We start from the raw sequence: 18,125 nt of genomic DNA, 5'->3' as shown, positions 1-18,125 counted from the left end.
GCGTTTATTTTGAAGTTTTTTGCGAGAAACTCGTTTAGCTTCAAACACTTGACTCAACAGGGTGGCTGGCTTTGCTTCGCTACCGCGTTGGAGTGGTGCGCATTATAGGGCGGTGTTTCAGGAGTTCAACCTTTAATTTCAATAATTTAGAATCTTTTTGAAAAAGACTGCATCAGGGCCCCAAGCGCTCGCCGCGAGCCTTGCAGCGCCTGTGAGATCGAGCGCCCGCGCAGCGCAAGGCTCCTACATCTGTTTCGGGCAAGTAATGTCAGTACCAGCGCACGCGACCGCCTTGTATGTCCGGCGGTCGATCGCACAGGCGCTGAAATAACAACGCCAGGCACCTTGCCCCCTTCCCTCGTATTTGCGCACTATATTGCTCACCCCACCCCGCTCAAGGATCGTCGCGCAGAAATGAACACCCAACCCCGCAGCCTGGCCGCTACCCTCTTCCCGATCGGCCTGCTGCTCATCGCCATGGCATCGATACAGTCCGGCGCCTCACTGGCCAAAAGCATGTTCCCCCTCATCGGCGCGCAAGGCACCACCACCCTGCGCCTGATCTTCGCCAGCATCATCATGCTGCTTATCCTGCGCCCTTGGCGTGTGCGCATCACCCGCAATACCCTGCGCAACGTCATCATCTACGGCATGGCGCTGGGCGGCATGAACTTCCTCTTCTATATGGCCCTGCAAACGGTACCGATCGGCATTGCCGTGGCACTGGAATTCACCGGCCCGCTGGCCGTGGCAATCTTCTCCTCGCGCCGGCCGATCGACTTCCTGTGGATTGCCCTGGCCATCGTCGGCCTGCTGCTGTTGCTGCCGGCCGGCCATGGCGGGCAGGCTCTCGACCCGGTCGGCGCTGCCTATGCCCTGGGCGCGGGCGTATGCTGGGCGCTGTACATCCTGTTCGGGCAGCGTGCCGGGGCCGAGCATGGTATCCAGAGTGCCGCACTAGGCGTAGTGGTGGCCGCGCTGTTCGTTGCCCCCATCGGTATCGCCCACGCCGGCAGCGCATTGCTCACACCCGCCCTGATCCCCATGGCGCTGGGCGTCGCGGTGCTGTCAACCGCCCTGCCCTACAGCCTGGAAATGGTTGCCCTCACGCGCATCCCGGCACGCACTTTCGGCACCCTCATGAGTATCGAGCCAGCATTCGGCGCATTGTCCGGCCTGCTGTTCCTGGGCGAGGTACTGACGATTACCCAGTGGCTGGCTATTCTCGCGATCATCACCGCGTCGGTCGGCACCACCCTGTCCATGCGCAAGGAACCCAGCCCGGTCGTCGCTACCGACTGATATGAGAAATATTTTCATTTGAGACAGGATTAGTGATTGTAGCGACCTGTCTCGCTGATTAAGCTGTCACAGAATCATCATCTTCACGCTATCTACTGGACCGAACACGGACGCTGGGGATATTTCAGGAAGAACCAAAGCGATAACGACGGGACCAGACAGCTGATCCGCCCCGCATCATAAGGACAGGAATGAAACGTATTTTGCTGATCCTGGCCATCTTGGCTATTGCTGGATGTGCCGCCACGGCCAAGACTGAGGTCAAAAGGGGCAAGAAGGGCCTGCATATCAATTGCTCCGGCCTGTCTTCCTCGTGGGACAACTGCTACAGCAAGGCCGCGAGCTCCTGCAGCACGCGCGGCTACCGGATCATAGCCCGCTCGGGCGATAGCGATGAAGAACCAGGTGACTACCTGTTTGGCATCAACCCGGCGGGTTATACCAGCCGCAGCATGATCGTCATCTGCAAGTAAAACAAAGGGCAGCTCGCAAGCTGCCCTTTTCGTTTGCCTCACAAGGGCGCGGTACGCGCCTCCAGCCAGGCCAGCGCGTCCCCCTTGAGCAACGGCGCCAGACGCTCGCGTACCCTGGCGTGATAGCCATTCAACCAGTCCAGTTCTTCCCTGGTCAGCAACTCGGGCACCAGACAGCGGGTATCGATCGGGCATAGCGTCAGGGTCTCGAAGTTCAGGAAGTCGCCGAAGGCGCTCTTGCCGACCTCGCGGTTGACCACCAGGTTCTCGATGCGCACACCCCACTGTCCTGGACGGTACGTACCCGGCTCGATCGAGCTGATCATGCCCACCTGCATCGCGGTCTGCGGCGTGGGCGCCGCCTGGTAGGCAATTACCTGCGGCCCCTCGTGCACATTCATGAAGTAGCCCACGCCATGCCCGGTGCCATGTCCGTAATCCACCTGGTCAGCCCAGATCGGTGCCCGGGCAATGGCGTCGAGCAACGGCGATAGCACGCCTCGCGGGAAGGTGGCCCGCGACAAGGCGATCATGCCTTTGAGCACGCGTGTGCAATCCTGCCTCTGTGCAAGGCTCGGGTTGCCCACGGGCACCATGCGCGTGATGTCGGTGGTGCCCCCCAGGTACTGCCCGCCCGAATCGATCAGCAGCAGACCATCGCCCTCGATGACCGCGTGCGACTGTTCCGTGGCGCGGTAATGCGGCATCGCGCCATTGCCGTTGAAGGCGGCAATGGTCGAGAAGCTCAACGACACGAATCCCGGGCGGCGGGCACGGGCGGCACTCAACTGCTCGTCGACCGTCAGCTCGGTAACCAGCTCACGACCAAGGTTGGCCTCTAACCAGGCGAAGAATTCGCACAGGGCCGCGCCATCCTGCTCCATCACCTGCCGGATGTGCACCAGGTCCTCATCACCCTTGCACGACTTGCTCAAGGTGCTGGGGTTGAGCCCCTCGACCAGCTCCACCTCGGCCGGCAGGTTATCCAGCAGGCCGCAGGTCACCCGGGCCGGGTCGACCAGCAATCGGCTCCCGGCCGGCATGGCGGCGAGGGCCTTGCCTGCTTCGGCGTAGTCACGCACTTCGATACCGTCGGCCGCCAGCACCTGGCGTAGATGTTCGTCGAGCTTGTCCTGGCCGACGAACAGGATGGCCTGCTGCTGGCTGATCAGGGCAAAGGCCACGAACACCGGATTGTAGGAAACATCGCTACCGCGCAGGTTGAACAGCCAGGCGATGTCATCCAGGGTGGCGATGAAATGCCAGTCGGCCCCCTTGGCCTGCACGCTCTGGCGCAACTGCGCCAGTTTTTCCGCACGGCTCACCGTGGCGTGCGGCGGCAAATGCTGATACACCGGGTTGCCTGGCAGCGCCGGGCGCCCTTCCCAGACCTGGCCCAGCAGATCCTTGTCAGTCACCAGTCGCGCCCCGCGCGCCTTCAGCCGATCGCTCAGTTGGCGCGCCGAAGCCAGCGCCATGACCGCACCATCTACTGCCACGCTGCCGTTGGGCTCGACGTGATCGCCCAGCCACTCCAGCGCACCAGGCTTGCCCGGCAGCAGTTTCATCAGCTCGATGCCACTGCCCGCCAGCTCGTGTTCCGCCTGTTCCCAGTAGCGGCTATCGACCCACACCCCGGCAAAGCCAGCCGTGACCACCAGCGTGCCGACCGAGCCATGGAAACCAGAAAGCCACTGGCGCCCTTGCCAGTAACCAGGCAGATATTCGGAAAGATGGGGGTCGGCCGAAGGTACCAGCAAGGCATCGATGCCTTCTGCGGCCATGGCCTGGCGAACCAGCGCCAAACGCTGCGGCACGCTTTGCCCAAGGGTGGTCTGAACGTTCATGCGCTCTCCTGCGGCTACATCACGGTTTATCCAGTGTGCCGATAATGGAACAGCCGCCGAAGCCCTGCAATCTTGGCGACCGACACACGGCATGCATTGCCCGTGACGCCCTGCGCATACTGGACATTTCCTACAGACGGGCCAGAACCACCGATCAAGTTCCGCTGAACTTCCACAAAGCACCGGCTTCACACTGAGTACATTCATTGCACACAGGCAAATGACCATGCCCAACGCCTGCGCCCCTAAAAGCGGCGTGGTGCTGCTCGACACCCGCGCGCACACCCCCGACCACGAGCATGCCGTGCACCTGAAGCTTGCCGACGGCCTGGCCCGCCTTCTGGGCTGCCCGCACGTGCAACCCAGCCAGCCACCAAGCGCCACCGACGGCTACTATTACCTGCCCACCGAAACCCTGGTCGATCCCGAACGCCATGCCGCCCTCGGCATCTGCAGCGAACAGGACCTTTTCGGTGGCCTGGTCGCACACCCCTACATGGCGACCAAGGCGATTTCCCACCCGCTGCCGGCCGGGGCCAGTTTCCCGCCGGGCTGGACCGATGCCTTCGCACGGCAAGCCTGCGATGCCCTGCTGCGCGGCTACACCGTATTCAGCAAGGCCGATGCACGGACCGCCGCACAGCTGTTACTGACGGACGGCCCGTTGCGAATCAAGCCGGTACTGGCCTGCGCAGGCCGTGGGCAACAGGTCATAACCACGGCGGATGAGCTGGAACCGCTGCTGGCCGGCATGGATGACCAGGACCTTGCGCTATGGGGGTTGGTGCTCGAGGAAGACCTGAGCGAAGTGCAAACATTCAGCGTTGGCCAGGTACGTGTCGCCGGCCTGACCTGCAGCTATCACGGCACCCAGCAACTTACCCGCGACCATCAGGGCACGGAAGTGTATGGCGGCTCCGACCTGGTAGTGGTACGCGGTGACTACCAGGCACTGCTGCAACTGCCGCTGGACGAGCCGCTGCGCCTGGCCATCAACCAGGCGATGGCCTACGAACAAGCCGCCGAGCAGCACTTCCCCGGCTTCATCGCCTCGCGGCGCAACTACGACATTGCCCGCGGCGTGAACCCACAGGGCCACCTGCGCAGCGGCGTACTCGAGCAATCCTGGCGCCTGGGCGGTGCCAGCAGTGCCGAACTGCTGGCCTTGCAGGCGTTCGCCGACGACCCGGCATTGCAACGGGTACGTGCCTCCACCCATGAAGTGTTCGGCACCCCCGAACTCCCCACTGACGCCACCCTCTTTTACCAAGGAAACGACAGTGAACTCGGACAACTCAGCAAATTTGCGCGGATTCGCGAACATGACCATTCAGAGTGAAACCGTTGAACTGCAGGTCGAGGATGACAGCATCGTCGGCACCCTGGTCAGCCCCGGCAGCAAGATGCCGGGCATCCTCTTCGTCCACGGCTGGGGTGGCAGCCAGCAACGCGACCTGGCCCGCGCCCGGCATATCACCGGGCTGGGCTGCGTGTGCATGACCTTCGACCTGCGCGGCCACGAAAAAACCGAAAGCCAACGGCTGACGGTAACCCGCGAACAGAACCTGACCGACCTGCTGGTGGCCTACGACCGGCTGGTAAGCCACCCGGCCGTCGACACCAGTGCCATCGCCATCATCGGCAGCAGCTATGGCGGCTACCTGGCCACCTTGCTGACCCGTGAGCGGCCGGTCAAATGGCTGGCCCTCAGGGTACCCGCAATGTACTGGGACGACGAATGGAACCTCCCCAAGCAAACCCTCGACCGGCAACGGCTGAACGCCTATCGCCAGCGCCTGCTCGGCCCGGCAGACAACCGCGCACTGGCAGCCTGTGCCGAGTTCGGAGGCGATGTACTGCTGGTCGAGTCCGAGCAGGACGACTACGTGCCGCACAGCACCTTGATGAGCTACCGCTCGGCATTCGTCAGCGCCCATTCGCTCACCCACCGCATCGTCGACGGCGCCGACCACGCGTTGTCCAGCGAAGAGAGCCAGAAAGCCTACAGTTCGATCCTGGCGGCATGGGTCAGCGAAATGGTCATTGGCGCCCGCCTGGATCGCTACCCGCACTACGCGCCCTGGTATGCCTGAGGCTCGCCCACCTGGCAATGCAGGCCGCCATCGGCACCGCGCACCAGGCTGCGCAGGGTCTGGTAGGCAGCAAAGTTGACCCCACGCGCCTGGTACTGGCCAAGCAGGTCGAGAAAAGGTTCCCCGACGAAATATACGGCCGCCGCTGCCCACGCCTGGCGGGACTGCCATTGCAGGTACTGCAGCACCCGGCTGCCATCGTCGCTGGCCTGAATACTGACGCCCTGCAGCCCTTCGCAACGCGCGGCCAGCTCTTCGCTGCGCGCCACCAGCGCTTGGGCCAACGCCTGCTGGAACTTGCCAGGCACTTCATATTCGATCATCTGGGTAAACCACAGGGCATGGGATTTTGCCGTCATGAACGGTCTCCTGGTGACGGACGCCTACAGCGCGATGCCGAGCAGGGTAAAACCTCAAGTTATGTCAAGGTCAAGCGGTTTTCCGCACCGGGAACGCCCCGCGTCCTAACCCGATACCGCGAAGCGCCGCCGGTAATCACTCGGGGTCAGGCCGGTTATGCGCTGAAACACCTTGCGAAACGCACCCGGGTCCTGGTAACCGACGCCCCAGGCGATCTGCTCGACATTGCGCCGGGTGAACTCCAGCAAGCGGCACGCGCGCCCCACCCTCACCTGCTGGCAGTACTCGGTTGGCCGTAGCCCCGTGGCAGCACGAAAACGCCGCAGGAAGGTGCGTTCCTCCAGCCCCGCGCACGCAGCCATGCTGGCCAGATCGGCATCCTGCCCACCGTTGCCCTGCAACCAGTGCTGCACTTTCAGTACCGCCTCATCGCCATGGTCCAGGCGTGGATTGAACACTGCACCAGGCAGCGGCGCCGCGACCGGGTCGACCGCCAGGTAGCGGGCAGTTTCCCGCGCCACCGTCGCGCCCATGAAGCGCTCCAGCAAGCGCAAGCCCAGGTCGGTCCAGGCCATCAGCCCCGCCGAGGTGACGATGTCGCCATCGTCCAGCAACGGCTGCTGGGCCTCGACCCGCACCTTGGGAAAACGCTGGGCAAGCGAATGCACGTGGTTCCAGTGGGTACAGGCCGGGCGCCCGTCGAGCAGACCACTGGCGGCGATGAAAAACACCCCGATGCACACCGATGCCAGCACCGTGCCGTGCCCGTGCAACTGGCACAACGACGCGCGATGGTGCTCAAGCAGCTCACCCTGTGGTGCCGACTCCAGGCTTGGCGGAATGATCAGCACCCGCAGATCGGCCGCGGCGGCAGGTGGGCTCTCAGGGGCAAGCTGCAACCGCCCTGCCTCGTCTGCCTGCCAAAAGCTGATACGCACCGATGGCAACTCGACAGCACCCAGTTCGGCAACCACCCGGTTGGCTACCAGAAAAAGGTCGGCCAGCCCATGCACGGCAGCACGCTGCGCGCCGGGGTACAGCAGCAGGCCGATGTCCAGGCTGGCGGGGTTGTCAGTTTTTGCCTGCATAGTGTCGTTCGCGCCAATCCTCAGGTCAGTGCACACAGCCTATAACTAACGACATCCAACGACTACTGCCACAGGAGGCAGCATGAGCAAGCAGGCGCTGATCATCATCGACATCCAGAACGACTACTTCCCCGGCGGCAAATGGACCCTCGATGGTGCCGAGCAGGCGGCCGACAATGCTGCCCGCCTGCTGGCGGCGGCGCGTCAACGGGGCGACCTGGTGGTGCATGTGCGGCATGAGTTCGACAGCGCCGATGCGCCGTTTTTCGCGCCAGGTTCGCAGGGCGCAGCGATCCATGCCAAGGTAGAGCCTCGGGCCGATGAGCCGGTGGTGCTGAAGCACAAGGTCAACGCCTTCCTCGGTACCGACCTTGAGCACACGCTGGACCGGCATGGCGTCGAGGCCCTGACCATCGTCGGCAGCATGAGCCACATGTGCATCGACGCCGCCACCCGGGCCGCGGCCGACCTGGGTTATGACGTGACCGTGGCGCACGACGCCTGTGCCACGCTGCCACTGGAGTTCGATGGCAATCGGGTGCCGGCGGCGCAGGTGCATGATTCGGTGATGGCGGCGTTGGCGTTTGCCTATGCCAAGGTGGTCAGGACCGATGAGTTGCTGAATAGCTGATCAGGCTTGCTCAGCACCTGTGGGAGCGGGCGTGCCCGCGAATCAGGCGACGCGGAGGATGGCACCGCCTCCGCTGGTGTTCGCGGGCATGCCCGCTCCCACAGGTGATGCAGCCCTGCGCGCTCTTAGATCACCACATTGCGCACAAACCGCACCGCAACCGCCCCATCGTTGCGGTAGGCATACCGGCAGTTGCTGGGAAACACATGGAACTGCCCGACCTGCAGGCGATGCTCGACCCCTTCGATGATCAGCGTCAGTTGCCCTTGCGCCACATAGATCTGCTCGCTCCAGCCTTCGGCATCAGCCTCGCTGGAATAGCACTCGCCCGGTGCCAGGGTCCATTCCCATAGTTCCACCTCGCGCCGCGCCACGCTGCTGCCCAACAGCACCGCCCGACTCTGCGGGTGCTCGCCGGCCCAGGCCAACTCTTCGATGCGCCCGGGGTCGCGCTGGTCAGGTGCCTGGATCAGGGTACTGAAAGCCACGCCCAAGGCCTCGGCAATCAGGTCGAGAGTAGTCAGGCTGACATTCTTCTCGCCCGCCTCGATCGCCACCAGCATGCGCCGGCTGACCCCGGAACGCTCCGCCAACGCCGTCTGGCTCATACCCGCGGCGTTGCGCAGGCTGCGTACATTGAGGCTGACATGTTGCAGCACCGATGCCCGGTGCGAGGAATCTTTGTGCACTATATTGCTCACTGGTCGGTATTGCGCAGTATACTGCCCACTTTGCGGCGATTGTGCGCCGCCCCCTCCGAGTGCGCAAGACCATGAGCCAGCCCAGCAGCAAACCGACCCCCGCCATTACCTTTCGCCTGAGCAAGGCCGAACTGGTGCTGGTATTCATCACCATGCTGTGGGGCGGCACCTTCCTGCTGGTACACAACGTGATGAGCGTCAGCGGCCCGATGTTCTTCGTCGGTCTGCGCTTCGCTGCAGCCGCGCTGTTCGTCGGGGTGGTCTCGGCGCGGGCGCTGCCAGGGCTGACCTTCACCGAACTGAAGGCCGGCATGCTAATCGGGGTGTCGATCATGCTCGGCTACGGCCTGCAGACCATGGGCCTGCAAACCATCAGCAGCAGCCAGTCGGCGTTCATCACCGCGCTGTACGTGCCGTTCGTGCCGCTGCTGCAATGGCTGGTGCTGGGCCGGCGCCCCGGCCTGATGCCCAGCATCGGTATCGGCCTGGCGTTCATCGGCCTGATGCTGCTGGCCGGTCCGGAGGGTGGCAGCCTGCACTTCAGCGAAGGCGAGCTGGTAACCCTGGTCAGCGCCGTGGCCATTGCCGGCGAAATCATCCTGATCAGCCGCTACGCAGGGCAGGTCGATGTGCGCCGGGTCACCGTGGTGCAGCTGGCGACCGCCTCGCTGCTGGCGTTCCTGATGATCGTGCCGACCCAGGAGCGCATACCCGATTTTTCCTGGCTGCTGCTGACCAGTGCCGTGGGCCTGGGCGCCATGAGCGCGGTGATCCAGGTAGCCATGAACTGGGCGCAGAAGTCGGTCTCGCCCACCCGCGCCACCCTCATCTATGCCGGCGAACCGGTATGGGCCGGGATCGTCGGGCGCATCGCCGGTGAGCGCCTGCCGGGCGTGGCACTGCTCGGCGGCCTGCTGATCGTGATCGCGGTGGTGGTAAGCGAACTCAAGGTGCGCCGCCCGCGCGAGGTGGCCGAAGCACAGGAAGTGCAGGATGAAGGCGAACGCCAGGCTGGCCTGTAAAGCCGCCAACTGCGTCTATGCTTTGTAAGAATCTGTTATAAAAAAACAGCTTGTCACAGCCTGTTTGTAGGATTCTGCGACAGCTTGCGTGTTGGTGATCAACCCCTCGGCACGTATGATTCTTTGCAAACTTCTCCAGAATAGAACGCTATGTCATTGATAGTGCTATTGCTTCTGCCGTTCGTGGGCAGTTGCCTGGCAGCCGTGCTGCCGCACAACGCACGTAACGCGGAGTCCATTCTCGCCGGGCTCGTGGCCCTGGTCGGCACTGTCCAGGTAGCACTGCTGTACCCTCAGGTTGCCCACGGTGGCGTGATTCGCGAAGAGTTCCTCTGGCTGCCCAGCCTTGGGTTGAACCTTGTGCTGCGCATGGACGGCTTCGCCTGGCTGTTCTCGCTGCTGGTGCTGGGCATCGGTACGCTGGTGTCGCTGTACGCCCGCTATTACATGTCACCACAAGACCCGGTGCCGCGCTTCTTCGCTTTCTTCCTCGCCTTCATGGGCGCCATGCTCGGCCTGGTGATCTCCGGCAACCTGATCCAGCTGGTGTTCTTCTGGGAACTCACCAGCCTGTTCTCGTTCCTGCTGATCGGCTACTGGCACCACCGTGCCGACGCCCGCCGCGGCGCCTACATGGCGCTGATGGTCACGGGCGCGGGCGGCTTGTGCCTGCTGGTGGGTGCCCTGCTGCTCGGCCATGTGGTCGGCAGCTACGATCTGGACAAGGTCCTGGCTGCCGGCAACACCATTCGCCAGCATGCGCTGTACCCGGTGCTGCTGCCGCTGATCCTCATCGGCGCCCTGAGCAAGAGCGCACAGTTCCCCTTCCAGTTCTGGCTGCCCCATGCCATGGCAGCGCCCACCCCGGTATCGGCTTATCTGCACTCGGCGACCATGGTCAAGGCCGGGGTGTTCCTGCTGGCGCGCCTGTGGCCGGTGCTGTCGGGCAGCGAAGAGTGGTTCTGGATCGTCGGCGGTGCCGGCGCCCTCACCCTGCTGCTCGGCGCCTTCGCCGCCATGTTCCAGAACGACCTCAAGGGCCTGCTGGCGTACTCGACCATCAGCCACCTGGGCCTGATTACCCTGCTGCTGGGCCTGAACAGCCCGCTGGCCGCGGTCGCGGCGGTGTTCCACATTCTCAACCACGCCACCTTCAAGGCCTCGTTGTTCATGGCCGCCGGCATCATCGACCACGAAAGCGGTACCCGTGACATCCGCCGCCTCAGCGGGTTGATACGCCTGGTGCCATATACCGCCACCCTGGCCATGGTGGCCAGCGCCTCGATGGCCGGCGTGCCGTTGATGAACGGTTTCCTGTCCAAGGAAATGTTCTTCGCCGAAACGGTGTTCATCAGCTCCACTGCCTGGGTCGAGGCCACGTTGCCGGTGGTCGCCACCCTGGCCGGCACCTTCAGCGTGGCTTATGCCCTGCGCTTCACCGTCGATGTGTTCTTCGGCCCCACTGCACAGGACCTCCCGCACACACCACACGAACCGCCACGCTGGATGCGTGCGCCGGTCGAATTGCTGGTGCTTACCTGCCTGGTGGTAGGCATCTTCCCTGCCCAGTCGGTCGGCCCGCTGCTGGCCGCCGCCGCCCTGCCTGTGGTGGGCGGCACCCTACCGGAATACAGCCTGGCCATCTGGCATGGCTGGAACGCGCCGCTGATCATGAGCCTGGTGGCCATGAGCGGCGGTATCGTGCTTTACCTGCTGCTGCGCAAGCAGCTGCGCCTTGGCCGCTTCCCCTACCCACCGGTGATCGAGCGTTTCAACGGCAAGCGCCTGTTCGAACACGGCCAGGTGCAGTTGATGCTGCTGGCGCGGCGCATCGAGCGCCTGCTCACCAGCCGCCGCCTGCAATCGCAGCTGTTCATGCTGGTGCTCGCCGCCTTCCTCGCCGGCCTCACCCCCATGCTCTACAGTGGCCTGAGCTGGGGCGACCGGCCGAAGATTCCAGGTTCTGGCGTGTTTGTCGCGCTTTGGCTGATCGCCATCGCCTGCGCCATCGGCGCTGCCTACCAGGCCAAGTATCACCGTTTGGCGGCGTTGATCATGGTCACCGTCTGCGGCCTGATGACCTGCATCACCTTCGTCTGGTTCTCCGCGCCCGATCTGGCCCTGACACAGCTGGTAGTGGAAGTGGTCACCACCGTGCTGATCCTGCTCGGCCTGCGCTGGCTGCCGCGGCGAATCGAAGGCGTATCGCCGCTGCCGGGCAGCCTCGAGCGTGCGCGCATGCGTCGCCTGCGCGACCTGCTGCTGGCGGTGCTGGTAGGTGGCGGTATGGCCGTGCTGTCCTACGCCATGCTGACCCGGCCGACGCCGAACGACATTTCCTCGTTCTACCTGAGCCGGGCACTCCCCCAGGGCGGTGGCACCAACGTCGTCAATGTCATGCTGGTCGACTTCCGTGGCTTCGATACCCTCGGTGAAATCACCGTACTGGTGGCTGTGGCGCTGACCGTGTTCGCCCTGCTGCGGCGCTTCCGCCCGCCCAAGGAAAGCATGCAACTGCCGGCGCAACAGCGTCAGCTGGCACCCGACGTGGTCACCGACCTGATCAACCCACGGCATGCCACCGACACCGCCCTGGGCTTCATGATGGTGCCCGCGGTGCTGGTGCGCTTGCTGCTGCCGATCGCCCTGCTGGTGTCGATGTACCTGTTCATGCGTGGCCACAACCAGCCCGGTGGCGGCTTTGTTGCGGGCCTGGTGATGTCGGTGGCGTTCATTCTGCAGTACATGGTGGCCGGCACCCAGTGGGTCGAGGCGCAGATGAGCCTGCGCCCGCTGCGCTGGATGGGCACCGGGCTGCTGTGCGCAACCCTGACCGGCGCGGGCGCCATGCTGCTGGGCTACCCGTTCCTCACCACCCATACCGCCCACCTGCACCTGCCGTTGCTCGGCGATGTGCACGTGGCCAGCGCGCTGTTCTTCGATGTCGGGGTGTTCACCGTGGTGGTCGGCTCGACCCTGCTGATCCTTACCGCCCTGGCGCACCAGTCGGTGCGCGCCTACCGCCCGGGTAACCCGGCGAAAACCAGCCAAGCAGGAGCCGCCTGATGGAAGAAGTGATTGCAGTTGCCATCGGCGTGCTGGCCGCTTCGGGAGTGTGGCTTATCCTGCGCCCGCGAACCTACCAGGTGATCATGGGCCTCTGCCTGCTGTCGTACGGGGTCAACCTGTTCATCTTCAGCATGGGCAGCCTGTTCATCGGCAAGGAACCGATCATCAAGGACGGCGTGCCCCAGGACCTGCTGCACTACACCGACCCGCTGCCTCAGGCCCTGGTGCTCACCGCCATCGTCATCAGCTTCGCCATGACCGCGCTGTTCCTGGTGGTGTTGCTGGCCTCGCGCGGCCTGACCGGTACCGACCACGTGGATGGCCGGGAGCGTGACGAATGAGTGGCATGAGCCAATTGATCATCGCGCCCATCCTGCTGCCCTTGGTTACAGCGGCATTGATGTTGTTGCTGGGCGAGAAACACCGGCGGACAAAGGCCCGGCTGAACCTGCTTTCGACCTTCGCCGGCCTGGCCATCGCAGTCAGCCTGCTGCTGTGGGTGCGCAGCCAGGGCCAGGCGGAATCGATCGGTGTCTACCTGCCCGGCAACTGGCCGGCACCGTTCGGCATCGTGCTGGTGGTAGACCACCTGTCGGCCCTGCTGCTGACCCTCACCGGCATCATCGGTTTCAGTGCCCTGCTGTTTGCCCGCGCTCGCTGGGACGGTGCCGGGGCCAGCTTCCACGCACTGTTCCAGATCCAGCTGATGGGCCTGTACGGCGCCTTCCTCACCGCCGACCTGTTCAACCTGTTCGTGTTCTTCGAGGTGCTGCTGGCCGCTTCCTATGGCCTGCTGCTGCATGGCTCGGGCCGCGCCCGGGTGCGTGCCGGCCTGCACTACATTGCCATCAACCTGTTCGCCTCGTCGCTGTTCCTGATCGGCGCCGCGATGCTGTATGGCGTGACCGGCACCCTGAACATGGCCGACCTGGCGTTGAAGATTCCGTTGGTGCCGGAGGCCGACCGTGGCCTGCTGCACGCTGGCGCGGCGATCCTGGCCATGGCCTTCCTGGTCAAGGCCGGCATCTGGCCGCTGAACTTCTGGCTGGTACCGGCCTATGCCTCGGCCAGCGCGCCGGTGGCGGCGCTGTTCGCCATCATGACCAAGGTCGGCCTGTATGCCGTGCTGCGCCTGTGGACTCTGCTGTTCTCAGGGCAGGCCGGGGCCTCGGCGCACTTCGGTGGTGAATGGCTGGTGTACGGTGGCCTGGTCACCCTGGCGGTGGCGGCAGTGTCGATCATGGCCGCGCAGCGCCTGGAGCGCATGGCCGCCCTCAGCATCCTGGTTTCAGCCGGCACCCTGCTCGGCGCCGTCGGTTTTGCGCAATCGGCGCTGACCGGCGCGGCGTTGTTCTATCTGGTCAATTCGACCCTGGCGCTGTGCGCGCTATTCCTGCTCGCCGAACTGGTCGAACGTTCGCGCTCGGCCAACGAAGCACCGCTGGACGACGAAGAAGACGCCATGCCGCCACCACTGGAATCACTGCACCCGCCCAAGGGCATCAACCTCGACGATGAACAGAAGGTGGTGATCGGCCAGATCATCCCGTGGACCATGGCCTTCCTCGGCCTCAGCTTCATCGCCTGCGCCCTGTTGATCATCGGCATGCCGCCGCTGTCGGGCTTTGTCGGAAAGCTCAACCTGATCAGCGCGCTGTTCAACCCGCAAGGGCTGGGCGTGCCTGCCGAGCAGCCGCTGGGCATGGCGGGTTGGGGCCTGGTGGCATTGCTGGTCCTGTCTGGTATGGCCTCGCTGATCGCCTTCGGCCGCGTCGGCATCCAACGCTTCTGGAAGCCTGAAGAGCGCCCGTCGCCGGTGCTGCGCCGCTATGAATGCCTGCCCATCGTCATCCTGCTCGGCCTGTGCTTCATCCTCAGCTTCAGGGCCGAGCCGCTGCTGCGCTACACCCAGGACACCGCCGCCAGCCTGCAGGCCCCCGACACCTATATCGAAGCCGTGATGGCCGCCCGGCCGATTCCTGGCCCCACCTCGCTCGACGTACAGGTGCAGCCATGAATCGACTGTTCCCCGCACCGCTGTTATCGGTTTCGCTGTTCGGCCTGTGGCTGTTGCTGAACCTATCGGTCAGCCCCGGCAACCTGCTGCTGGCAGCCGCGCTCGGCGTGCTGGCGCCGCTGCTGATGGCACCGCTGCGCCCGCAGCATGCCCATGTGCGGCGCCCACTGGCCATCGCCCGGCTGATTGGCCGGGTCGGCATCGATGTGATCATGTCCAACCTGATGGTTGCCCGTGGCGTGCTGCGCGCCGGCAAGCAGCCGCCACGCTCGGCGTTCGTGCACATCCCGCTGGCCCTGCGCGACCCGCATGGCCTGGCGGCGTTGTCGATGATTACCACGGTAGTGCCCGGCACGGTCTGGTCCGAGCTGGCGCTGGACCGCACCGTGTTGCTGCTGCATGTGTTCGACCTGGACGATGAGGCGGCTTTCATCCAGCACTTCAAGGACACCTACGAACGCCCGCTGATGGAGATTTTCCAATGACAGGCCTGCTCGCCAATGCTGTCCTCGCCAGCCTGTTCATCTTCGCCCTGGCCATGGCCCTGGCACTAATCCGGCTGTTCCGCGGCCCGTCCGCCCAGGACCGGGTGCTGGCGCTGGACTACCTGTACATCCTGGCCATGCTGACCATGCTGGTACTTGGAATCCGTTATGCCAGTGACACCTACTTCGAAGGTGCCCTGCTGATTGCGCTATTCGGTTTCGTTGGCTCGTTTGCCCTGGCCAAGTTCCTGCTACGCGGTGAGGTTATCGAATGACTGAAACCCTGCAACTCCCGTTCTGGCTGGAGCTGGTCACCGCCGCGCTGCTGCTGACCGGCAGCCTTTTCGCCCTTATCGGTGCCGTGGGCCTGTTGCGGCTGAAGGACTACTTCCAGCGGATGCACCCGCCGGCACTGGCTTCGACCATTGGTGCCTGGTGCGTGGCACTGGCTTCGATCATCTATTTTTCCTGGCTCAAGGAAGCCCCAGTGCTGCACGCCTGGCTGATTCCGATCCTGCTGTCGATCACCGTGCCGGTGACCACACTGTTGCTGGCCCGGGCGGCGCTGTTCCGCAAGCGCATGGCGAAAGAGCCGGTCCCTGAAGAAGTCAGCAGCGGCCGTGATCGAGGCAACTGACAGGTCGCCGCCTCACCCTTGGGCAAGGCGCTGCAACTCGCGCCGGACCATGGCCGCATAAGGCGGCGGGCCGAGGCGGTATAATTCCCCTGCCACCCAGTTCAACCAGGCGCCTTGCAGTTCTTCGCGCCTGGCCAGCAAACGCTCGGCCTCGGCCACGGCATCCACCTGGTGCTGCCGATGGAACTCGGCACGCGTGGCAGGCGCGTCGTCACTGTGGATCATTCACTGGCCTTGAAGGTGGTCAGCTCACCCTTGCGCCATTTGGCAACCTTACCGGTCACCGCCTTGAGCAACTTGCCCAGGCCTTCCTGCACTTGTTGCTGTGCGGCGAATACCAGCATCACACCGTGGCCTTCACGGAACACGATGCCCTCGCCTTCAGGCACCGACACGAAGGCATAGTCGCCCACGCCATATACGTTCAACTTGATTTCGCGAAAGCGCATTTCCAGTTTGCCGCCTTCCCGGCTGGGCAGCACGGCGGCGCGAAAGTGGTCGCCGACCTTCAGTTCCAAACGCTGCTTGTCATCGACGACCAATGCGCTTTCGGTGTCGATTTCGGCCATGTACAGGCCTTCGGGACTCTGTTCCGTAACATAGACAAAGCGGCCCTGGAACAGCTGGGCCAATTTACCGCGCAAGTCGCCCAAGGCGAACAACGCATGGGTATCAAGAGTGCTGACTGCCAATGAAGTAATCCTCAACCGGTTACAACCCGCCCTCACCCAAAGCTCGGTGAGGCACGGCCATTTCTTATCGATAGGCGAAAAGAGTAATAAAGCGATATGCGAAATGTCTGCGCCCGCTGGCGATGCAGCGTGCTGGAATCTTTACCCTGGCTTGCCAGATCTGGCCTCAAATACAGGCTTTCGGCATATTCCCGATTCGGGAAGCGCAATGTCTGACAGCAAAACCGCCAGAAAAAATGCGACAGGCAATGCCAGAGCGCACGTAAGAACGGGCCCTGCAATCCATCAGCGCATTACTGGGGAAAGAATATGCACGAAAACACCGAAATTCGTCGAGAGGCAAAGTACATTTCTTACAAGCGAACGCCCTGAACAACACCCCGTTCGCTTGCCGGCAGCACTCACGGCGATCAGGCAGCCAGGCCCTTCTTCAACTGCTGCCAGGCCGCCTGGCACTCCAAGGCCTCTTCACGGGTGGCAAATGCGGTACCACGGCGTTCGCCATTGACCAGCACCACCCAGCAGACGCGTTTACCCAGCGCACGCAGTGTGGCGGGCACACCCGAACCAATCATCACGGCTACATCGACCCGGCTATTCATCATTCCCTCCGGAATTTAATTAGCACCCTAACGATAAAGCCATGATACGCCTGCTTATGGCGCGGAAACAGCGCATACCGGTACAGCAGTGTTACGTGCAGGGCAACAAAACCGCCGCCGGTAAGAAACGCAAAAAGCCCCAGGGATCGCTCCGTGGGGCTTGGCACACCGCGCGGGGTTACACCTGGCGCTGGTGGCGATCGAGCTGCTCGTGGCGCTCCTGGGCTTCGATGCAGTACTTGGTGGTCGGGCTGATCAGCAGACGCTTCAGGCCGATTGGTTCACCGCTGTCATCGCACCAGCCGAAGCTTTCGTCGGCAATACGGTCCAGGGCCATTTCCAGCTGCGGCAGCAGGCGCTGGTCGCGGTCGATGGCGTTCACCAGCCAGCTACGCTCTTCTTCGACCGAAGCCACGTCGGCAGGATCCGACGGGGTGTCCAGGCCTTCGATGGTGGCACGGCTCAGCTCGATGCGTTCATGGGTTTCGACTTTCATCGCCTGCAGCAGGCCAGCGAAGAAAGCCAGCTGGTCAGCGTTCATGTAGTCATCGGCCGACATGGCCAGCAACTGTTCCTTGGTCATCGATTTCTCTATGAAAAAATGTGCATTTGGGCGATTCGGGTGCCGCCGACGCCTCGGCATCGGCAGCAGAATTCTTCAAGCGCCAACCGGCACTCTTTTACAGGGGGCGGCAGTCTAAGGCGCCACGTCGCGTGGAGCAACTGCAATTGGGTGCGAATTTGCTTCCGGTGCCCACATTCCGCCAGTCGGCGCCCTCTGCTCTGGCTCTGGCTCTGGCTCTTGATCTTGATCTTGATCTTGATCTTGATCTTGATCTTGATCTTGATCTTCGCGACTTCAGGAGGCCGAGCAGAGGTCTTGCGGAGGGAGGTGACGGGCATGGATGCCCGTCAAGCGCTGAGGCCCCATGGATGGGGCCTGCAGCGCGTACTCCCGGGAGCAAGACCGGCGCGAGGGAACCCCGTAGCGTAGCGGAGGGGCCGGATGATGGGAGCGCAGCGTTTTTTGGTTACTTTTTGTCGCGTTTGACAAAAAGTGACTCGCCGTAAGGGCGAAAAGGTGAGTAAGCGTCGCCATCGTAAAT

Annotated in this window: 21 protein-coding genes; 12 read left to right on the top strand and 9 right to left on the bottom strand. The window is 63.5% G+C overall.

What is annotated here, in order from left to right; all coding sequences use genetic code 11:
* The first annotated feature begins 414 nt into the window (after window positions 1–414).
* Together rhtA and MJ643_RS28835 are read left to right on the top strand one after the other, a co-directional pair.
* Window positions 415–1,302 (top strand): threonine/homoserine exporter RhtA, encoded by an 888-nt coding sequence (gene rhtA, locus MJ643_RS28840; RefSeq protein ID WP_196185015.1) that lies wholly within the window; start codon window positions 415–417, stop codon window positions 1,300–1,302.
* A gap of 191 nt (window positions 1,303–1,493) precedes the next feature.
* Window positions 1,494–1,775 carry a hypothetical protein gene (locus MJ643_RS28835; RefSeq protein ID WP_013971849.1) on the top strand — a complete coding sequence of 94 codons (282 nt, stop codon included), beginning with the start codon at window positions 1,494–1,496 and terminating at the stop codon, window positions 1,773–1,775.
* Window positions 1,776–1,813: 38 nt separating this feature from the next.
* Here MJ643_RS28835 and MJ643_RS28830 read toward each other — a convergent pair whose 3' ends face one another.
* A complete protein-coding gene (locus MJ643_RS28830) occupies window positions 1,814–3,622 on the bottom strand; it encodes an aminopeptidase P family protein (RefSeq protein WP_023662799.1) in 1,809 nt (602 codons plus the stop codon).
* Window positions 3,623–3,842: 220 nt separating this feature from the next.
* Between MJ643_RS28830 and MJ643_RS28825 the strand changes: the two genes are divergently transcribed.
* Together MJ643_RS28825 and MJ643_RS28820 are read left to right on the top strand one after the other, a co-directional pair.
* A complete protein-coding gene (locus tag MJ643_RS28825; protein ID WP_013971847.1) occupies window positions 3,843–4,961 on the top strand; it encodes a DUF3182 family protein in 1,119 nt (372 codons plus the stop codon).
* Entirely contained in the window at window positions 4,945–5,715 is a 771-nt protein-coding gene (locus tag MJ643_RS28820) for an alpha/beta fold hydrolase (RefSeq protein WP_013971846.1), read from the top strand. Before MJ643_RS28825 ends, MJ643_RS28820 begins: the two co-directional genes overlap by 17 nt.
* Here the strand turns inward: MJ643_RS28820 and MJ643_RS28815 are convergent.
* Together MJ643_RS28815 and MJ643_RS28810 are read right to left on the bottom strand one after the other, a co-directional pair.
* Window positions 5,694–6,074: an antibiotic biosynthesis monooxygenase gene (locus MJ643_RS28815; protein WP_024086608.1), complete on the bottom strand. Its 381-nt coding sequence runs from the start codon at window positions 6,072–6,074 to the stop codon at window positions 5,694–5,696. The two genes, MJ643_RS28820 and MJ643_RS28815, sit on opposite strands and share 22 nt — an antisense overlap.
* Before the next feature lie 105 nt (window positions 6,075–6,179).
* Window positions 6,180–7,163 (bottom strand): helix-turn-helix domain-containing protein, encoded by a 984-nt coding sequence (locus MJ643_RS28810; RefSeq protein ID WP_024086607.1) that lies wholly within the window; start codon window positions 7,161–7,163, stop codon window positions 6,180–6,182.
* An 82-nt stretch (window positions 7,164–7,245) separates the two neighbouring features.
* Between MJ643_RS28810 and MJ643_RS28805 the strand changes: the two genes are divergently transcribed.
* Window positions 7,246–7,794, top strand: a complete 549-nt coding sequence (locus MJ643_RS28805) for a cysteine hydrolase family protein (protein WP_024086606.1) — start codon at window positions 7,246–7,248, stop codon at window positions 7,792–7,794.
* 125 nt (window positions 7,795–7,919) lie between these two features.
* Here MJ643_RS28805 and MJ643_RS28800 read toward each other — a convergent pair whose 3' ends face one another.
* Window positions 7,920–8,483, bottom strand: a complete 564-nt coding sequence (locus MJ643_RS28800) for an XRE family transcriptional regulator (RefSeq protein ID WP_015269662.1) — start codon at window positions 8,481–8,483, stop codon at window positions 7,920–7,922.
* Between the two features lie 83 nt (window positions 8,484–8,566).
* Between MJ643_RS28800 and MJ643_RS28795 the strand changes: the two genes are divergently transcribed.
* From MJ643_RS28795 to MJ643_RS28765, 7 genes are all read left to right on the top strand, one after another.
* Entirely contained in the window at window positions 8,567–9,517 is a 951-nt protein-coding gene (locus MJ643_RS28795) for a DMT family transporter (protein WP_023662797.1), read from the top strand.
* Between the two features lie 150 nt (window positions 9,518–9,667).
* Window positions 9,668–12,583, top strand: coding sequence for a monovalent cation/H+ antiporter subunit A (locus MJ643_RS28790; protein WP_208209347.1), 2,916 nt, complete (start codon window positions 9,668–9,670; stop codon window positions 12,581–12,583).
* The gene (locus MJ643_RS28785) at window positions 12,583–12,927 is read left to right on the top strand and encodes a Na+/H+ antiporter subunit C (RefSeq protein WP_013971840.1); all 345 of its coding nucleotides are present in this window, start codon (window positions 12,583–12,585) and stop codon (window positions 12,925–12,927) included. Before MJ643_RS28790 ends, MJ643_RS28785 begins: the two co-directional genes overlap by 1 nt.
* The gene (locus MJ643_RS28780) at window positions 12,924–14,603 is read left to right on the top strand and encodes a monovalent cation/H+ antiporter subunit D (protein ID WP_013971839.1); all 1,680 of its coding nucleotides are present in this window, start codon (window positions 12,924–12,926) and stop codon (window positions 14,601–14,603) included. Before MJ643_RS28785 ends, MJ643_RS28780 begins: the two co-directional genes overlap by 4 nt.
* Window positions 14,600–15,088, top strand: coding sequence for a Na+/H+ antiporter subunit E (locus MJ643_RS28775; RefSeq protein ID WP_024086605.1), 489 nt, complete (start codon window positions 14,600–14,602; stop codon window positions 15,086–15,088). The genes MJ643_RS28780 and MJ643_RS28775 overlap by 4 nt, the downstream gene beginning before the upstream one ends.
* A complete protein-coding gene (locus MJ643_RS28770) occupies window positions 15,085–15,363 on the top strand; it encodes a K+/H+ antiporter subunit F (protein WP_003259015.1) in 279 nt (92 codons plus the stop codon). The genes MJ643_RS28775 and MJ643_RS28770 overlap by 4 nt, the downstream gene beginning before the upstream one ends.
* Complete coding sequence (locus tag MJ643_RS28765) at window positions 15,360–15,725, top strand: Na+/H+ antiporter subunit G (protein ID WP_003259017.1); 366 nt, start codon at window positions 15,360–15,362, stop codon at window positions 15,723–15,725. The genes MJ643_RS28770 and MJ643_RS28765 overlap by 4 nt, the downstream gene beginning before the upstream one ends.
* Window positions 15,726–15,737: 12 nt before the next feature.
* On the opposite strand, the gene MJ643_RS28760 is transcribed toward MJ643_RS28765, so the two are convergent.
* The 5 genes from MJ643_RS28760 to MJ643_RS28740 all read right to left on the bottom strand — a co-directional run bounded on the left by MJ643_RS28760 (window position 15,738) and on the right by MJ643_RS28740 (window position 17,922).
* Window positions 15,738–15,950, bottom strand: coding sequence for a hypothetical protein (locus MJ643_RS28760; protein WP_208209348.1), 213 nt, complete (start codon window positions 15,948–15,950; stop codon window positions 15,738–15,740).
* Window positions 15,947–16,417, bottom strand: a complete 471-nt coding sequence (locus MJ643_RS28755; RefSeq protein WP_003259020.1) for a hypothetical protein — start codon at window positions 16,415–16,417, stop codon at window positions 15,947–15,949. Before MJ643_RS28755 ends, MJ643_RS28760 begins: the two co-directional genes overlap by 4 nt.
* 410 nt (window positions 16,418–16,827) lie before the next feature.
* Entirely contained in the window at window positions 16,828–17,019 is a 192-nt protein-coding gene (locus tag MJ643_RS28750) for a hypothetical protein (RefSeq protein ID WP_024086603.1), read from the bottom strand.
* Between the two features lie 178 nt (window positions 17,020–17,197).
* Window positions 17,198–17,602 carry a TraR/DksA C4-type zinc finger protein gene (locus tag MJ643_RS28745; RefSeq protein ID WP_003259022.1) on the bottom strand — a complete coding sequence of 135 codons (405 nt, stop codon included), beginning with the start codon at window positions 17,600–17,602 and terminating at the stop codon, window positions 17,198–17,200.
* 8 nt (window positions 17,603–17,610) lie between these two features.
* Window positions 17,611–17,922, bottom strand: a complete 312-nt coding sequence (locus MJ643_RS28740) for a hypothetical protein (protein WP_208209385.1) — start codon at window positions 17,920–17,922, stop codon at window positions 17,611–17,613.
* Between the last annotated feature and the right edge of the window lie 203 nt (window positions 17,923–18,125).

Source organism: Pseudomonas sp. PNPG3, assembly GCF_023093815.1.
GTDB classification, from domain to species: Bacteria; Pseudomonadota; Gammaproteobacteria; order Pseudomonadales; family Pseudomonadaceae; genus Aquipseudomonas; species Aquipseudomonas asiatica.
Note: the sequence above shows the minus strand (reverse complement) of the source record. Positions and strands in the feature narration are given on the sequence as shown.

Bases quoted from the DNA above. Each gene is read 5' to 3' on its own strand.
- MJ643_RS28835 (WP_013971849.1), top strand. From the start codon at position 1,494: ATGAAACGTATTTTGCTGATCCTGGCCATCTTGGCTATTGCTGGATGT.
- MJ643_RS28760 (WP_208209348.1), bottom strand. From the start codon at position 15,950: ATGATCCACAGTGACGACGCGCCTGCCACGCGTGCCGAGTTCCATCGG.
- MJ643_RS28780 (WP_013971839.1), top strand. From the start codon at position 12,924: ATGAGTGGCATGAGCCAATTGATCATCGCGCCCATCCTGCTGCCCTTG.
- MJ643_RS28795 (WP_023662797.1), top strand. From the start codon at position 8,567: ATGAGCCAGCCCAGCAGCAAACCGACCCCCGCCATTACCTTTCGCCTG.
- MJ643_RS28820 (WP_013971846.1), top strand. From the start codon at position 4,945: ATGACCATTCAGAGTGAAACCGTTGAACTGCAGGTCGAGGATGACAGC.
- MJ643_RS28785 (WP_013971840.1), top strand. From the start codon at position 12,583: ATGGAAGAAGTGATTGCAGTTGCCATCGGCGTGCTGGCCGCTTCGGGA.
- MJ643_RS28815 (WP_024086608.1), bottom strand. From the start codon at position 6,074: ATGACGGCAAAATCCCATGCCCTGTGGTTTACCCAGATGATCGAATAT.
- MJ643_RS28740 (WP_208209385.1), bottom strand. From the start codon at position 17,922: ATGCCCGTCACCTCCCTCCGCAAGACCTCTGCTCGGCCTCCTGAAGTC.
- MJ643_RS28825 (WP_013971847.1), top strand. From the start codon at position 3,843: ATGACCATGCCCAACGCCTGCGCCCCTAAAAGCGGCGTGGTGCTGCTC.
- MJ643_RS28750 (WP_024086603.1), bottom strand. From the start codon at position 17,019: ATGAATAGCCGGGTCGATGTAGCCGTGATGATTGGTTCGGGTGTGCCC.
- MJ643_RS28775 (WP_024086605.1), top strand. From the start codon at position 14,600: ATGAATCGACTGTTCCCCGCACCGCTGTTATCGGTTTCGCTGTTCGGC.
- MJ643_RS28810 (WP_024086607.1), bottom strand. From the start codon at position 7,163: ATGCAGGCAAAAACTGACAACCCCGCCAGCCTGGACATCGGCCTGCTG.
- MJ643_RS28745 (WP_003259022.1), bottom strand. From the start codon at position 17,602: ATGACCAAGGAACAGTTGCTGGCCATGTCGGCCGATGACTACATGAAC.
- MJ643_RS28770 (WP_003259015.1), top strand. From the start codon at position 15,085: ATGACAGGCCTGCTCGCCAATGCTGTCCTCGCCAGCCTGTTCATCTTC.
- MJ643_RS28765 (WP_003259017.1), top strand. From the start codon at position 15,360: ATGACTGAAACCCTGCAACTCCCGTTCTGGCTGGAGCTGGTCACCGCC.
- rhtA (WP_196185015.1), top strand. From the start codon at position 415: ATGAACACCCAACCCCGCAGCCTGGCCGCTACCCTCTTCCCGATCGGC.
- MJ643_RS28805 (WP_024086606.1), top strand. From the start codon at position 7,246: ATGAGCAAGCAGGCGCTGATCATCATCGACATCCAGAACGACTACTTC.
- MJ643_RS28830 (WP_023662799.1), bottom strand. From the start codon at position 3,622: ATGAACGTTCAGACCACCCTTGGGCAAAGCGTGCCGCAGCGTTTGGCG.
- MJ643_RS28790 (WP_208209347.1), top strand. From the start codon at position 9,668: ATGTCATTGATAGTGCTATTGCTTCTGCCGTTCGTGGGCAGTTGCCTG.